Genomic DNA, 16,079 nt, shown 5'->3' with positions numbered 1-16,079 from the left:
TTTACGACTTAAAGACTTAAGAATTTGATGAGAACACCGATTGCGAAAATTGTGACGAAAAAGCCGAACGGGACGATGAAGCCGATTGCTGAATCGATGGCATCGTTACGTTTGCACTGCACGTCGTTCTCAAACGGGTTTTCGCTTTGCGGGCGAACCGAGTTAATATGCATAGTGAGTCCCTCCTTAAAATGTTTCCTTCCTAAGTATAGCGAATCAACGAAGGATAATCTATGTTTTAGATAAGAATAAATTGTGAAAGTGGTGTGTGTGTTGAATGAACCGTGGTTGCACAACGGCAAGTTGTCGAACGTATACGTCCTGTATGGGACAGAGAAGTACTTACTCGAGACGTGGGAACGAGAAATCGTCAAGGCGGCCAGTCCGTCCGGCGACAAATTTGACGTCATGCAGCTCGATTTACATGAAACGTCACTTGATACGGCGTTAGACGAAGCTGAAACGGTACCGTTCTTTAGTGACTACCGCACCGTCATCGTCAAACAGGCCCAATTTTTAACCGGCGCCAAAGAAAAGCAAAAGCAAAATCTCGAGCGGTTGACCGAGTACGTGTTGCAGCCGGCGCCTTACTCGGTGCTCGTCTTCATCGTTGAAGCGGAAAAACTCGATGAACGGAAGAAAGTCGTCAAGCGCTTGAAAGAGCGAGCCATCGTCCTCGAGGCGAAGAAGCCGAGCCAAAGCGAGCTCATGCGCTACGTCAATGACGAGCTGAACCGGCGCAGGCAGTCGATGGAGCGTACGACGGTCGAACGCTTGCTATTCCTTTGTCAAGACGACTGGGGCAAGCTCGTCCGGGAACTGGAGAAGCTCCAGCTCTATGCTGGCGACGGAGCCAACATCCCGCTTGAAATCGTCAACGATCTCGTGCCTCGGACGCTAGAGGACAACGTGTTCCAACTGTCCGAGTATTTGGTGGGCCGACGGGCCGATTTGGCGCTGCGCCTCGTCCGTGATTTAGAAAAACAAGGCCAAGAACTGATCGGTCTCTTGGCACTGCTCGCTCGTCAATATCGAAATATGTACCTCGCCAAGCAGTTGACCGAGAAAGGGTACGGCGAGAAGCAAATCGCCTCAAAAATTGGCGCCCACCCTTATACGGTGAAACTGGCGACGCAAGCGAGCCGTAACTTTTCAGAGGCGCAGCTCGCCAAGGCGCTCACGCTCATCGCCGATGCGGACGAAGCGATGAAGACAGGACGGGGCGACAAACAGATCGTGTTTGACACGCTCGTCTGTCAATTAACATTACTGTGAGGTGGTTGTATGTTGCAGCAAGTGTTGCTTGAAGAAGTGATCCCGCTCAGACACCTCGTATTAAGGCCGGGTCTCCCGGTCGAGACGTGTTATTTTGACGGGGATGACGCTGAGACGACCCGTCACTACGCCTGGGCTGAAAACGGGCATATCTTATCGATTGCGACGGTGATACGACAAGACCGTGAGCTGTCTGGCGAACGAGTTTCGTTTCAACTGCGCGGCATGGCCACCGATCCGGACGTCGCCGGGACGGGCGTCGGATCTCGTTTCTTACAGGCGGTCCATCGTGAACTGAACGCTTCTTGGTGGTGTAACGCTCGCGAAGTCGCGGTCCGGTTTTACGAACGCAACGGCCTCGTCATCATCGGGGATCCGTTCGAAATCGAAGGCATCGGGACACATTACGTCATGCTATACAAAAAAACAGCCGGCTCCTGAACGGAGGCGGCTGTTTCGTTTGTTCTCTAATTAGAGAGCTGCGATACGAGCTGCGAGACGTGATTTGTCACGACCTGCTTTGTTTTGGTGGATGAGACCTTTTGCTGCAGCTTTGTCGATTTTCTTCGTAGCGAGGACGAAAGCTTCTTGAGCTGCTTCTTTGTTTCCTTCGACGACGAGAGTATCGACACGTTTTACTGCTGTACGCATTGCTGCTTTCTCTTGCGAGTTAGCGACGCGACGTTTTTCAGAAGTTTTTGCACGTTTGATTGCTGATTTGATATTTGCCATGTTATTTCACCTCCTGAAACAAGAAAGTGTATGTTCTCATTACTTCAAGTAATCATTCAACAGAACAAGCACAATTGTAGCAAACGGTTATTCGAAAAGCAACCACTTGATGATTATTCTGAAAACTATATGTGGTATTGTTGTAGTAGGTCGTACACATTAACTTAGGATTTTGATATAATGACACGGTATGCATGAGAAGGATAGGTGAACCCATATATGAATAAACAAGAATTAGAGAACCGTCAGAAGAAGATTCGCAACTTTTCCATCATCGCCCACATCGATCATGGTAAGTCGACGCTAGCTGATCGGATTCTCGAGAGAACTGGTGCGCTTACGGCGCGTGAAATGAAAGAACAGACGCTTGACGCGATGGATCTCGAACGGGAACGTGGCATCACAATCAAATTGAACGCTGTTAAATTGAACTATACCGCAAAAGATGGAGTTGAGTACATCCTTCATTTGATCGACACGCCTGGACACGTCGACTTCACGTATGAAGTCTCGCGCTCACTCGCGGCGTGTGAAGGTGCGGTCCTCGTCGTTGATGCCGCCCAAGGGATCGAGGCGCAGACGCTCGCAAACGTCTACCTCGCACTCGACAACGACCTCGAGATCATCCCGGTCATCAACAAGATCGACTTACCGTCGGCTGACGTCGAACGCGTCCGTCAAGAGATTGAGGACGTGATCGGACTGGACGCCAGTGATGCGGTGCCAGCTTCTGCCAAGGCAGGAATCGGGATTGAAGAAATTCTTGAACAGATCGTAGAGCTTGTGCCGCCGCCGACGGGAGATCCGTCAGCACCGCTTCAGGCTTTGATCTTCGACTCGTACTACGATGCGTATCGTGGCGTCGTCGCCTCGATACGAGTCGTCAACGGTTCGGTCAAAGTCGGGGATAAAGTCCAAATGATGTCGACCGGTAAATCGTTCGAAGTGACGGATCTCGGTGTCTCGACACCTAAACCGTTATCTGTGAAAGAGTTGAATGTCGGAGACGTTGGTACGCTCTCGGCATCGATTAAAACGGTTGGCGACGTTCGTGTCGGTGATACGATTACGCTCGCTAAAAACCCATCGACCGAGCAACTTCCTGGTTACCGTAAGATGAACCCGATGGTATACTGCGGTCTTTATCCGATTGATGCGGCCAAGTATAATGATTTGCGTGAAGCGCTTGAGCGGCTCCAGTTGTCTGATGCGGCACTCGAGTTCGAGCCCGAGACGTCACAAGCGCTCGGATTTGGTTTCCGTAGCGGATTCCTCGGTATGCTTCATATGGAAATCATTCAAGAGCGGATCGAGCGCGAGTTTGGAATCGACTTGATCACGACGGCACCGTCGGTTATCTATCACGTCACGACGACGTCAGGAGACGTCATCCACGTCGATAACCCGTCGAAGATGCCTGAGCAACAAAAAGTTGAATTGATCGAAGAGCCATACGTCAAAGCGGCGATCATGACACCGAACGATTACGTCGGCTCGATCATGGAACTTTGTCAGAAGAAACGCGGCAGTTTTATTGATATGGAATATATTGATACGACCCGTGTTAAAATCACGTACGATATTCCGCTCAGTGAAATCGTCTACGACTTCTTTGATCAATTGAAATCAAGTACGAAAGGCTATGCCTCACTTGACTATGATTTGATCGGGTATCGTCCGTCACGCCTCGTCAAGATGGATATTCTCCTCAACAACGAGCTCGTCGATGCGCTCAGCTTTATCGTTCACCGCGACTTTGCCTACGAACGTGGGAAAGTCATCGTTGAAAAGTTAAAGGCGCTCATCCCACGGATGCAGTTCGAAGTGCCGATCCAAGCAGCGGTCAGTACGAAAATTGTCGCCCGGTCGACGATCAAGGCGTTGCGTAAAAACGTCCTTGCCAAATGTTACGGCGGCGACATCTCGCGGAAACGTAAACTTCTCGAGAAACAAAAAGAAGGTAAAAAGCGCATGAAGATGGTTGGATCCGTCGAAGTGCCGCAAGAAGCGTTCATGTCCGTCTTATCGATGGACGAAGAATGAGTAGTCGCCCTTATCCGTTGATAAGGGCGATTTTTTTCATTTGGCAGGATTCGTGACGTCCGGTACGGAATAGTACCCACTTACAGAAAAATAGAGGAGGAGTAGCGGTGACCGTCTATAATTTTTCGGCAGGGCCGAGCGTTTTGCCAAAATCGGTACTACAAGAAGTGCAAGACGAGTTTCTGTCTTATCAAAAAACGGGTGTCTCAATCGTCGAGATGAGCCACCGTTCGGAGCGCTTCATTGCGATTACCGAGGCGCTCGAAGCGAGGCTGCGGAGGTTGATGGACATCTCAGACGATTACGCCGTCCTTTGGCTGCAAGGCGGGGCGACGCTCCAGTTCTCGATGATTCCGATGAACTTGCGTACGACAGGGCGTTTCGCTTATCTCGACAGTGGCACGTGGTCGAAAAAAGCGATCGCTGATGCCCGCCACTATGGGGACGTCTCAGTCGTCGGCAGTTCGGCGAGTTCGAATTATCGGGAACTGCCTGACTATAAAGGGGATGGCGAGACCGCCGATTATCTCCATTTGACGCTGAACAATACAATCGAAGGGACACGTTATACGATGCTTCCGGATACAGGCATCCCGCTCGTCGCGGACGTGTCCTCCAATATTTTGGCAGAATCGATCGACGTGAGCCGCTATGGTCTGCTGTACGCAGGCGCCCAAAAAAATATCGGACCGGCCGGGTTAAGCGTCGTCATCATTCGTCGCGACTTGATTGTCGACCGTGATTTGCCAAGTTATTTGAACTACGCCCGTCACACCGACACCGTTTTGAACACACCGGCGACGTTTAGCATGTATGTCGCCGAACGGGTTCTCGCCTGGGTTGAACGGACGGGTGGCGTCGCCGAGATGGAACGGCGCAACCGTGAGAAGAGCGCGCGATTGTATGCTTATTTAGACGGCTCAACGTTGTTCCGGTCGCTCGTCACAGGAGATATCCGTTCATTGACGAATATTCCGTTCACGACGGGACGGGACGAGACGGATCAAGCGTTTCAACAGTTTGCCGAGGAACGTGGATTGATCGAACTTGGTGGCCACCGCTCGGTCGGAGGGCTGCGGGCCAGTCTTTACAATGCGATGCCGCTCGAAGGGGTCGTACGTCTAGTCGAAGTGATGCAAGCATTTGAACAGGAGGGATACGATGTTCCACATCAAAACATATAATCAAATCGCATCAGCCGGGCTAGAGCGTTTTGAGCCGAGAGAATACGCCGTCAACGCAGTGGAGCAGGCCGATGCCTGGGTCATTCGGAGCCATGACGTACACGACGCCGAGATTCCCCCGTACTTGCTCGCGATCGCCCGGGCCGGGGCTGGGGTGAACAACATCCCGCTTGAGCGCTTGGCGCGTCAAGGGGTCGTCGTGTTCCATACACCAGGGGCAAACGCGAACGCGGTCAAAGAACTCGTACTCGCGAGCATGCTTTTATCGGTCCGGCCGATCCTTGAAGGCGCGCGTTGGGTCAACGAGCAAACGTTCCCAAGCCAAGCGTTACTTGAGCGAGCGATGGAAGACGAGAAGCGCCGTTTCGTCGGCTCTGAATTACGAGGGAAGAAGGTCGGCATCGTCGGCCTCGGTGCGATCGGGGCGTCGCTCGCGAACGACCTGCTCCAGCTCGGTGTCGACGTCGTCGGGTACGACCCGCATTTATCGGTCGATGGGGCGTGGAACGTATCGAAGCAAGTAAAACGAGCCAAGCACTTGGACGACTTGCTTAGAGACGTCGATTTGCTCTCGATTCATATGCCGCTGACGGACGACACACGCAACTTGATCGACGCTAGTTGGTTCAAACGGATGAAGCCAGGAGTGACGTTATTGAACTTCGCCCGTGGCGAGCTCGTGAACGACGCTGATTTGATCGAGGCGTTACAAGATAAAGTGGCGACGTACATTACAGACTTCCCGCAACAGGCGTTACTCGGCCATCCTCAAGTCGTCGCTTTTCCGCATCTTGGGGCTTCGACACGAGAATCCGAAGTGAATTGCGCGATTCAAGCCGTCGATACGCTGAAACTGTATTTAGAGACCGGAAACATCCGGAATTCCGCTAACTTCCCGGACACTGAACTTCCTTATGTCGGCAAGCGACGCTTGGCGGTGCTGCACTTGAACGTCCCGAACATGGTCGGTCAAATTGCGAGCCGGCTCGCCGAGAACGGGATCAACATCGATAACATGGTGAATCGTAGCCGGAACGATGTGGCCTATACGATGATCGACATCGATAACCATAAACAAGAAGAACTGTCCGTGCATGCTTTGTACGACATCGAGGGCGTCATGCGCGTCCGTGAATTTTAAGGAGGGATCAATATGGTCATATTTAAACCGTTTAAACCGTATATGCCGACCTATCCTGAAGCTGTGGCGGCTGACCCGTACGACGTCGTGAACGTCGAACAGGCACGAGGAGACGTCGAGCGACGTCCGAACTCATTTCTCTCGGTCGATAAGCCGGAACTGTTTGCCGCTGACCTGTCGCTCGAAGCGTGGGGACGACGTGCGAGGGCCGAGTTGGAACGGTTGTACGCGACTGAACTGACGGAACAGGCAAACGGCTTTTACGTGTATCGGCTGACGAATCAAGGGCGGCGTCAAACCGGTCTCGTAGCGACGTTTTCGGTCGCGGATTATGAGGCGGGCCGAATCAAGATCCATGAACATACACGAGAAGTGAAAGAGCGGGAACGCGTCGAACATGTGGCGGCGACGAAAGCGCACACCGGACCGATTTTACTGAGCCATGAGCCGGACGAGGCGTTACGGCGTATCCTTGAAGCCGCCACGAACGAACGACCTCTATTTTCCTTCACGGACAATCAAGGTGTCTTGCACGAAGGCTATGCGGTGCCGTCGAAAGACCAGGCGCGTGTCATTATGATCGGGGCGACGATCCCGTCCATCTATATCGCCGACGGACATCATCGGGCCAAAGCGGCGGCTGTCGTCGCGGCGCGAGAACTGCCTGAAGGTGAATCGAAACTAGAGCGCGATCACTTTTTAGGTGTGCTCTTCCCGAGCGACGAGTTGACGATCTTGCCGTACCATCGCCTGTTGACCGATGTTACGCCTGAAGAAGTCGCGGCTTTATTGGACGGGATTTCGTTCTCGTACGAAGTGGTGTCGACTGACGGCCTCGTCGTTCCGCAAGCGCGCGGTTCGTTCGGATTGTCTTACCGCGGCAAACAGTATGAGTTGACGAAACGACAGTCGACCGCGGCTCTCGACGTCGCCACGCTACAACGGGATATTCTCGAACCGTACTTCCGGGTGGACGATGTCCGGACCGATAAACGGATTGACTTCGTCGGCGGCTCAGACGCCGTCGAACAACTAGAACGGTTGGCCGAACGACCGGATGTCGTCGTGTTGACATGTCACGCCACGGCGATGGGAGAGTTGATGCAGGTCGCCGATGAATCCGGACAGATGCCACCGAAATCGACCTGGTTCGATCCGAAACTGAAGAGCGGATTGTTCATCCATCGTTTCGATTGAATGCAGACAGTGGCGTGAAGACGTAAAAAGCGTTATAAATGGAAGGAGAAGAAAGGGGTGGCCGCCATGGCTAAAGCCGTATATCTTCACATTCCATTTTGTGAACATATTTGTTATTACTGCGATTTCAACAAGGTGTTCTTAAAGAACCAACCAGTTGATGACTATTTAGATGCGTTAGAACGAGAGATCGTCCTATCGCTTGAACAATATCCGACAGATGAGATCGAGACGATCTTTATCGGCGGAGGAACGCCGACCGCGCTCGATGAGGTGCAGATGAAACGTCTCATGGGCATGGTCGAGCGGCACTTGCTCCCGCTCGCTACAAAGAATATAGAATACTCGGTCGAGGCGAATCCGAACTTTGTGAGCGCCGAAAAGCTCGATACGATGAAACGAGGCGGTGTCAACCGCGTCAGTTTCGGCGTCCAGACGTTCGACGACGGCGGGCTTGAACGGATCGGGCGGACGCATCGGGCGGATGACGTGTTCGCGACGGTGACGGAGGCGGCGAAACGGTTCGACAACATCTCGATCGACCTCATGTTCGGACTACCGGAGCAGACGCTCGAACAGATCGAACGGGACCTCGACTTGGCGTTCAAACTGCCGATCCAACACGTCTCGTCCTATTCCTTGATCCTCGAACCGCACACCGTCTTCGCGATCCAAGACCGCAAAGGCAAGCTTCGTCTGCCGGGTGAGGACATCGAAGTCGCCATGTACTTGAAAGTCATGGAGACGCTCGAACGCCGTGGGCTCAAGCAGTACGAGATCTCGAACTACAGTGTCGAGGGACGGGAGAGCCGTCACAACCAAGTGTATTGGCGGAACGAGGAGTATTACGGCTTCGGAGCCGGGGCTCACAGTTACTTGAACGGCGAGCGCCGGGCGAACGTCGCGCCGATCCCGCACTATATCAAGGCGGAAGGTTTACCGGTTCGAAGTACGACGACACTCGAGACGTTCGAGCGGATGGAAGAAGAGTTGTTTCTCGGACTCCGGATGCGCAGCGGTGTGTCGTTTGAGACGTTCGAAACGAAGTACGGTGTCTCGATGGAGTCGGTGTTCGGGCACGTCTTGTCCGAACTGAAAGCGAAACAGTTGATTGAAACGACGGACACGCACGTCCGGTTGACCGAGTCGGGACTCCCGCTCGCCAACGAGGCGTTCGCGGCATTCATCGGTGAGGCACGATTAAATGATGTGACAACGTAAAAACAGGCGAATCCGATGTCGGATTCGCCTGTTTTAGTTAGAGAACGAGCTCGCGGTAGATCGGCATGAGCCGTCCGAACGTGTCCTCGACAAGGGCGAGGAACGCCGCTTCGTTTTGGAGGATCGAGGCATCGGCCGAAAGTTGACGACCGATCAAGAAGTCGGCTTTTTTGACGGTCGCGAAGCGCTCGACGATAGCATCGATTGACGCAGAGGACGTCTCTTCGATCAAGAACGCCTCTTTTTTCATATGATCGCCGGCAAGATGGAAGTCGGGAAATTTATGTTTAAAGTCGATTGTCATGAGTCGTTTGCCGATTGCTTCTTTGTTCGGCATCTCATAGATGAAGGCAAGCCAGACGAAGACACGGTCGTCGAACAGACCGACTTGGAAATGCGGATGTTTCTTATAGCCACGTTTATCGTGACAGATCGCCATCCACGTATCTTTCGGCGGATTGACCGTCCGGCGGGCGTGCTTGGCGACGTGGAGATAGAGCGGGATGCCGACGTCGGCTTCAAGCTGCGGACCGACCTCGTCATAGATGCGATGGAACAGCGGTTGAATGTCCGCGCGAATACCTGACATGCGGGCGTCGAGCCCGTCTTGCGTAAACACGTTAAATTGTTTAGTTGTAAACATATGATCACCTCAATTCGTATCATACCGAAAGTGCGCGGAAGATGCATTTCGAATGACTTTCAATCGATGGAAAAAATGATGCATTTGAATTGACAAATAAGGAGAACATGATAATATTTGAAGTGTGATTAGCACTCAGTAAATATGAGTGCTAATAAAAGTGAGGCCAATCCTTCAGAGAGGAGTGATGTTGTGCTGACAGAGAGACAATTGCTCATTTTACGAGCAATCATTGATGATTACATTCAGACAGCCCAGCCCGTCGGTTCACGGACGCTTTCGAAACGGGATGACTTGTCGTTCAGTTCGGCGACGATTCGAAACGACATGGCGGATTTAGAAGACATGGGCTTGATCGAAAAACCGCACACTTCAGCAGGACGAATCCCGTCTGAAGTCGGGTATCGTTATTACGTCGATCACCTTGTCGAGACGAAACTCATCGACGAGCGGGAAACATATCGGCTCGGGGAACGCTTGCGAGCGTCCGCCCAAGAGTCAGAAGTCCTCATTCGTCAAGCCGCTGACCTACTCTCTGATTTGACCAATTATACGACGGTAGCGCTCGGCCCGAGCAGTCAGATGAACCGGCTGGCACGGATCGATTTGATGCCGCTCGATGAACGGCGCGGTGTCGTCTTGATCGTAACGGATCAAGGGCACGTCGAACATCGAACGGTCGTGTTCGAATCGCCGATGGCGCCGGATCTGGTCGAACAAACAATCCGATTTTTAAACGATCGTCTAAAAGGAACTCCGCTCGGTCAACTGAAGTTCCGTATCGGAGAAGAAGTGTCAAACCTTCGCCTCGCTCATCAACAACAATATGAGTCGATGATGCAACTCATTCAAGCGACCGTCGGGGTACATCATCCGACCTCGCTGTATCTTGGTGGGAAGAAAAACATCTTCAACCAACCCGAGTTTCAAACGCTCGATACGTTACGTCCGTTCCTAGAGTGGATCGACGAGCAAGAACGGTTGACCGACTGGCTCGAATCGTTGCCAAATCGCGAGATTTATGTGAGCATTGGGAGCGAGAATGGGATCCTTGCGCTTCAAAATTGTAGCGTCATCACCTCGGACTATACGCTCGACGGCAAGACGTTCGGGACGATCGCGATGATCGGTCCGACCCGGATGGATTATCGGCACGGGGTGCGGATGATGGGACAAATCATTGAAGCGTTAAGGCGAACGAAACTAGAAGAGTGAACGAAAGGAGCCTCAATATGACTACTGAAAATCAAAACGGGCCAGACCAAGAAGAAGAAGTGCTCGAAGAGAAAGATTTCGACGCGTTGCAGTCAGAGACTGCGGACGCTGACGAGGTTTCAAATGCTGAAATAGTGGAAGAAAGTTCTGAGGGACCAGATTTGCAACAAGAAATCGAAGCGCTCAAAGCGAGCGAGCTTCGGATTCGTGCTGATTTTGACAACTTCCGTCGCCGAACGAACGAAGAGAACGCGAAACGCGTCAAGTTCGCTTCGCAAGCCGTCATCGAGAAACTGATTCCGCTCATCGATAACTTTGAGCGTGCGCTTCAAGTCGAAGCGTCATCGGATGACGCTAAACAGATTCAAGCGGGTGTCGACATGATCCACCGTCAATTGCTCGACGTGTTAAACGCCGAGAACGTTGAAGTGATCGAAGCAGTCGGTCAGCCGTTCGACCCGAATTATCATCAAGCGGTCATGCAAGAACCGAGTGATGAGTTCGAGTCTGGGATTGTAACGATGGAGCTTCAAAAAGGGTACACGTTGCACGGACGCGTCATTCGTCCAAGCATGGTAAAAGTTTCGGAATAAAATTACTTAACTAGATGGAGGAATAGACAATGGCTAAAATTATCGGAATTGACTTAGGAACAACGAACTCTTGTGTAGCAGTTATGGAAGGTGGCGAAGCGGTCGTCATCTCAAACGCAGAAGGGAACCGTACGACACCGTCTGTCGTCGCATTCAAAGGGGAAGAGCGTCAAGTCGGTGAAGTCGCGAAGCGTCAAGCGATCACGAACCCGAACACGATCCAATCGATCAAGCGTCATATGGGAACGTCACATACGGTCGAAGTCGACGGTAAGAAATTCACGCCACAAGAAATTTCGGCCATCATTTTGCAAAAACTTAAAAAAGATGCAGAAGACTACCTTGGTGAGTCCGTAACTGAAGCGGTCATCACAGTTCCTGCCTACTTTAACGACGCTGAGCGTCAAGCGACGAAAGACGCCGGGAAAATTGCCGGTCTCGATGTCAAACGGATCATCAACGAGCCGACAGCAGCGGCGCTCGCTTACGGCCTCGACAAAGGTGAAGATCACACGATCTTGATCTATGACCTCGGTGGCGGTACGTTCGACGTCTCGATTCTCGAGCTCGGAGACGGCGTGTTTGAAGTTGTCGCGACAGCAGGGGACAACCGACTCGGTGGAGACGACTTTGACCAAAAAGTCATCGATTACCTCGTGTCTGAATTCAAAAAAGAGAACGGTATCGACCTCGCGCAAGACAAGATGGCGCTCCAACGCTTGAAAGATGCGGCCGAGAAAGCGAAGAAAGACCTTTCAGGCGTGACAAGCGCGCACATCAGCCTCCCGTTTATCACAGCAGGAGCAGCTGGCCCGCTTCACCTTGAAACAACACTCACACGTGCGAAATTCGATGAATTGACAGCAGACCTCGTCGAGCGCACGATGGAACCGACTCGCCGCGCGTTGAAAGACTCAGGCCTCACGCCGTCTGATCTCGACAAGATCATTCTCGTCGGTGGTTCGACACGTATCCCTGCGGTCCAAAAAGCGATTCACGATTTCACGAAGAAAGAGCCGTTCAAAGGCGTTAACCCGGACGAAGTCGTTGCCCTCGGTGCAGCGATCCAAGGCGGTGTCCTTGCCGGTGACGTGAAAGACGTCGTCCTTCTCGACGTGACTCCGCTTTCGCTCGGTATCGAGACGATGGGTGGCGTGATGACGAAGTTGATCGATCGCAACACGACGATTCCGACATCGAAATCACAAGTCTTCTCGACAGCAGCAGACAACCAGCCAGCCGTTGACATCCACGTCTTGCAAGGGGAACGCCCGATGGCGCCTGACAACAAGACGCTCGGTCGTTTCCAATTGACGGACATCCCGCCGGCACCACGCGGTGTCCCACAAGTCGAAGTCAAGTTCGACATCGATGCGAACGGAATCGTTCACGTATCGGCGAAAGACCTCGGTACGAACAAAGAGCAGTCGATCACGATCCAATCGTCTTCAGGTATCGACGAGGCTGAAATCGAGCGCATGGTGAAAGAAGCGGAAGCGAACGCGGAAGCAGACAAACAGCGTAAAGAAGAAGCAGAGCTCCGTAACGAAACGGACCAACTCGTCTTCGCGACGGACAAGGCGATCAAAGACCTTGGAGATAAAGTCGACGCAACAGATAAAGACAAAGCCGAAGCAGCGAAAGAAAAAGCAAAATCAGCACTTGAAGGTACAGACCTCGAAGCAATCCGTACGGCGAAAGATGAGCTATCTGAAGTCGTACAAGAATTGACGCAAAAAGTATATGCGAACATGGCTGAACAGCAAGGTGCTGAAGGCGCTGAGACACAAACAGAAGCGAAAGACGATAACGTCGTCGACGCGGAGTTTGAAGATCTCGACGATCGTAAATAAGGCAACCGATAGATTGGATGGCGCCAAAGCAGGTTTCTGCTTTGGCTCTTTCCATGTTAAGGTAGAATCGGTAAAATCGAACTTGAAACAGTAAAGAGGAGAGAGTAACGTGGCGAAACGAGATTATTATGAAGTGCTTGGCCTAGACAAATCGGCCTCGGCGCAAGACATCAAACGGGCCTATCGCAAATTGGCACGGGAATATCATCCAGACATCAACCAAGAGCCGGATGCGGCCGATAAATTTAAAGAGCTCGGTGAGGCGTATGAAGTGCTGTCAGACGAGCAGAAACGGGCTCAATATGACCGCTTCGGATTTGAAGGAGCGAGCCAGTTCGGAGGCGGCGGTGACTTCCAAGGCGGATTCGGCGACATCTTCGACATGTTCTTCGGCGGCGGCGGACGTCGTCAAGACCCGAACGCACCGCGACGCGGAGAAGATTATCAATACGTCGTCGACCTCGACTTCATGGAGAGCGTGACCGGTAAGACGGAAACGATCGACCTTGAGATCGAAGTCGAATGTGACACGTGTATGGGTAGCGGTGCCAAGCCGGGGACGAAACCAGAGACGTGCGGCCGTTGTGGCGGTAGCGGTGTCGAAACGGTCGAACAGAACACGGTGCTCGGTCGCATGGTCAATCAGCGGACGTGTAGCCAATGTCATGGAACAGGCAAGACGATCAAAGAGAAATGTACGACGTGCCATGGCTCTGGTCACGTCAAGAAGACACAGCAAGTCGAAGTCAAAATTCCTGCCGGTATCGATAACGGCCAACAGATCCGCATGTCCGGCAAAGGTGGTCCTGGCGCTAACGGTGGCCCGGCCGGCGATCTTTACATCGTCGTCCGCGTTCGGGCGCACGAAATCTTCGAGCGTGTCGACCAGCACATCTCGATGGAGATGCCGGTCACGTTCGCGCAAGCAGCACTCGGCGCCGAACTCGAAGTTCCGACCGTGCACGGCAAGGTCAGCTTGAAAGTGCCAGCCGGAACACAGACCGGATCGAAATTCCGTTTGCGTGGAAAAGGGATGCCGAGCGTTCGCGGCGGCGGCAACGGCGACCAGTACGTCAATATCGTCATCATGACACCGACGAACATGACAGATCGTCAAAAAGAATTGCTCCGCGAGTTTGAAGAGATCAGCGGAGAAGCGGGCGTGGAAGAACAGCACGGCCTCTTCCAAAAGATGAAAAAGTTTTTTAGCCAGTAAAAGGAGCGTGTACAAGCGATGAAATGGTCTGAAATTTGTGTCCACACGACACAGCAGGCAGTCGAAGCCGTATCAAATTTACTACATGAAGTGGGGGCACAAGGTGTCGTCATCGAGGACGTCGAAGACTACGACCGGATGATGGCAGAAGATCATTTCGGAGAGATTTGGGACGAATCCGGCCGCGATACTTATCCAACGTCGGGTGTCCACGTGAAAGCGTACGTTCCTGTCTCAGGCGACCTACCGGACACGCTCTCGACACTGAAAAAAGAAATTGAACGGCTGCGCAATATCTTTGAAGTCGGCGCTGGTACCGTGACGGCGCTCGAGATGGATGAGGAGGACTGGGCCCACTCGTGGAAGCAGTACTATAAACCGGTCAAGATCTCGCAACATCTCACGATCGTGCCGCTGTGGGAAGAATACGTGCCACAACCGGAAGAGAACGTGATCTTGCTCGACCCGGGTATGGCGTTCGGGACCGGGACGCACCCGACGACGATGCTGTGCATTCAAGCGATCGAGAACTATATCCAACCGGGTGACCGCTTGATCGATGTCGGGACGGGCTCAGGCGTACTTGCCATCGCGGCGGCGAAGCTTGGCGCGGAACGAGTCGAGGCGCTCGATTTGGATGCGGTCGCGGTCGAATCGGCCCGCCAAAACGTCGAGACGAACGGCGTTCTGGACGTCGTCGACGTCAAGACGGGTGATTTGTTGAAAGGGATGAGCGGTGAGTATGACTTGATCGTCGCCAACATTTTAGCTGACGTCATCATGCTGTTCGTTGACGATGCTTACGTGCGCGTCAAACCAGGCGGCTATTTCATCACGTCGGGCATCATCGGCCAAAAACGAGATGAAGTGACGGCAGCGCTCAAGGCGGCTGGATTCTCGATCGAAGAGACGCGAGTCATGGAAGACTGGGTCGCCATCATCGCGAAGAAGGGGTAAGCCATGCAACGCTATTTCTTACAACGTGATGCGTTTAAAACAGACACGGTCGCATTGCCGCAAGACGTCGTCCATCATATCGGGACGGTGTTGCGGGCGGGACCGGGTTATCAGATGGTGTTGTTAGACGGTACATGTGTCGAGTACGTCTGTGAGGTGATTGCGCTCGAAAAAAAATCGGGGACGGCAAAAGTACTCGAAGCGCGGCAGGCGACGACTGAACTGCCCGTTGATGTGACGCTCGCCTACGCACTGCCGAAAGGTGATAAAGTCGAGCTCGTCGCTCAAAAAGCGACCGAGCTCGGGTTGCATCATTTGAAGTTGTTCGAGTCGAAACGATCGGTCGCGAAATGGGACGCTAAAAAAGCCCCGAAGAAAGTCGACCGCTTGCAGAAGATCATGCAAGAAGCGGCCGAACAATCGTACCGGGCCGTCGTCCCGACGTGCGCGTACGTCTCGTCGCGTGACCTGATAGACGACTTTTCTAATTACGATGCGGTCGTCATCGCTTATGAAGAGTCGGCGAAGCAAGGGGAACAAGCGGCACTCGCGGCTGTCTTCAAAGCGCTTGAACGCGGACAGCGTCTCCTGCTGATCGTCGGTCCTGAAGGCGGATTTGACGATCAGGAGATTGACGCCTGGACGAATCAAGGCGCGCGCCCGTGTGCGTTCGGCCCCCGGATTTTGCGCACCGAGACGGCGCCGCTCTACGCGTTAGCGGCGTTGTCGTATGCGCTTGAATTGAATTGAACACGAAATCAGCTCCCGCAGTTTGCGGGAGCTGATTTTATGTTTAATGACCACATGAC

16 protein-coding genes are annotated in these 16,079 nt (G+C 52.8%); 13 read left to right on the top strand and 3 right to left on the bottom strand.

Annotated features, from left to right (window positions below):
- Positions 1-8 precede the first annotated feature (8 nt).
- A complete protein-coding gene (locus EVJ26_RS02990; protein ID WP_070326969.1) occupies positions 9-173 on the bottom strand; it encodes a YqzM family protein in 165 nt (54 codons plus the stop codon).
- Between the two features lie 97 nt (positions 174-270).
- On the opposite strand from EVJ26_RS02990, the gene holA reads away from it, so the two are divergent.
- Together holA and EVJ26_RS02980 are read left to right on the top strand one after the other, a co-directional pair.
- Positions 271-1,275, top strand: a complete 1,005-nt coding sequence (gene holA, locus EVJ26_RS02985) for a DNA polymerase III subunit delta (RefSeq protein WP_083273932.1) — start codon at positions 271-273, stop codon at positions 1,273-1,275.
- A gap of 9 nt (positions 1,276-1,284) precedes the next feature.
- Positions 1,285-1,716, top strand: a complete 432-nt coding sequence (locus EVJ26_RS02980) for a GNAT family N-acetyltransferase (RefSeq protein ID WP_131469717.1) — start codon at positions 1,285-1,287, stop codon at positions 1,714-1,716.
- A gap of 30 nt (positions 1,717-1,746) precedes the next feature.
- Here the strand turns inward: EVJ26_RS02980 and rpsT are convergent, their stop codons facing one another.
- Entirely contained in the window at positions 1,747-2,007 is a 261-nt protein-coding gene (rpsT, locus tag EVJ26_RS02975) for a 30S ribosomal protein S20 (protein WP_034778152.1), read from the bottom strand.
- A gap of 219 nt (positions 2,008-2,226) precedes the next feature.
- Between rpsT and lepA the strand changes: the two genes are divergently transcribed.
- The 5 genes from lepA (at position 2,227) to hemW (ending at position 8,793) form a co-directional block, all read left to right on the top strand.
- On the top strand, positions 2,227-4,050 hold the full coding sequence (gene lepA, locus EVJ26_RS02970) for a translation elongation factor 4 (RefSeq protein ID WP_070326972.1): 1,824 nt from the start codon (positions 2,227-2,229) through the stop codon (positions 4,048-4,050).
- Between the two features lie 107 nt (positions 4,051-4,157).
- Positions 4,158-5,234, top strand: coding sequence for a 3-phosphoserine/phosphohydroxythreonine transaminase (serC, locus tag EVJ26_RS02965; protein WP_131469715.1), 1,077 nt, complete (start codon positions 4,158-4,160; stop codon positions 5,232-5,234).
- Positions 5,212-6,375, top strand: a complete 1,164-nt coding sequence (locus EVJ26_RS02960; RefSeq protein ID WP_070326974.1) for a phosphoglycerate dehydrogenase — start codon at positions 5,212-5,214, stop codon at positions 6,373-6,375. Before serC ends, EVJ26_RS02960 begins: the two co-directional genes overlap by 23 nt.
- 12 nt (positions 6,376-6,387) lie before the next feature.
- Positions 6,388-7,572, top strand: coding sequence for a DUF1015 domain-containing protein (locus EVJ26_RS02955; RefSeq protein ID WP_131469713.1), 1,185 nt, complete (start codon positions 6,388-6,390; stop codon positions 7,570-7,572).
- A gap of 66 nt (positions 7,573-7,638) precedes the next feature.
- Entirely contained in the window at positions 7,639-8,793 is a 1,155-nt protein-coding gene (hemW, locus tag EVJ26_RS02950; RefSeq protein WP_131469712.1) for a radical SAM family heme chaperone HemW, read from the top strand.
- 37 nt (positions 8,794-8,830) lie between these two features.
- On the opposite strand, the gene EVJ26_RS02945 is transcribed toward hemW, so the two are convergent.
- Complete coding sequence (locus tag EVJ26_RS02945; protein WP_131469711.1) at positions 8,831-9,436, bottom strand: DUF1054 domain-containing protein; 606 nt, start codon at positions 9,434-9,436, stop codon at positions 8,831-8,833.
- 192 nt (positions 9,437-9,628) lie between these two features.
- Here EVJ26_RS02945 and hrcA point away from each other — a divergent pair, with 192 nt between their 5' ends.
- The 6 genes from hrcA to EVJ26_RS02915 all read left to right on the top strand — a co-directional run bounded on the left by hrcA (position 9,629) and on the right by EVJ26_RS02915 (position 16,020).
- The gene (gene hrcA / locus EVJ26_RS02940) at positions 9,629-10,651 is read left to right on the top strand and encodes a heat-inducible transcriptional repressor HrcA (protein ID WP_131457984.1); all 1,023 of its coding nucleotides are present in this window, start codon (positions 9,629-9,631) and stop codon (positions 10,649-10,651) included.
- 17 nt (positions 10,652-10,668) lie between these two features.
- A complete protein-coding gene (gene grpE, locus EVJ26_RS02935; RefSeq protein ID WP_131463808.1) occupies positions 10,669-11,244 on the top strand; it encodes a nucleotide exchange factor GrpE in 576 nt (191 codons plus the stop codon).
- A gap of 29 nt (positions 11,245-11,273) precedes the next feature.
- Positions 11,274-13,097, top strand: a complete 1,824-nt coding sequence (gene dnaK / locus EVJ26_RS02930) for a molecular chaperone DnaK (RefSeq protein ID WP_071397788.1) — start codon at positions 11,274-11,276, stop codon at positions 13,095-13,097.
- 109 nt (positions 13,098-13,206) lie between these two features.
- The gene (gene dnaJ / locus EVJ26_RS02925; protein WP_131439963.1) at positions 13,207-14,313 is read left to right on the top strand and encodes a molecular chaperone DnaJ; all 1,107 of its coding nucleotides are present in this window, start codon (positions 13,207-13,209) and stop codon (positions 14,311-14,313) included.
- Between the two features lie 18 nt (positions 14,314-14,331).
- On the top strand, positions 14,332-15,270 hold the full coding sequence (gene prmA / locus EVJ26_RS02920) for a 50S ribosomal protein L11 methyltransferase (RefSeq protein WP_070326982.1): 939 nt from the start codon (positions 14,332-14,334) through the stop codon (positions 15,268-15,270).
- 3 nt (positions 15,271-15,273) lie between these two features.
- Positions 15,274-16,020: a 16S rRNA (uracil(1498)-N(3))-methyltransferase gene (locus EVJ26_RS02915; RefSeq protein ID WP_131469710.1), complete on the top strand. Its 747-nt coding sequence runs from the start codon at positions 15,274-15,276 to the stop codon at positions 16,018-16,020.
- The last annotated feature ends 59 nt before the right edge of the window (positions 16,021-16,079 follow it).

The organism is Exiguobacterium sp. SH3S1 (assembly GCF_004337105.1).
Lineage (GTDB): Bacteria > Bacillota > Bacilli > Exiguobacteriales > Exiguobacteriaceae > Exiguobacterium > Exiguobacterium aurantiacum_A.
Note: the sequence above shows the minus strand (reverse complement) of the source record. Positions and strands in the feature narration are given on the sequence as shown.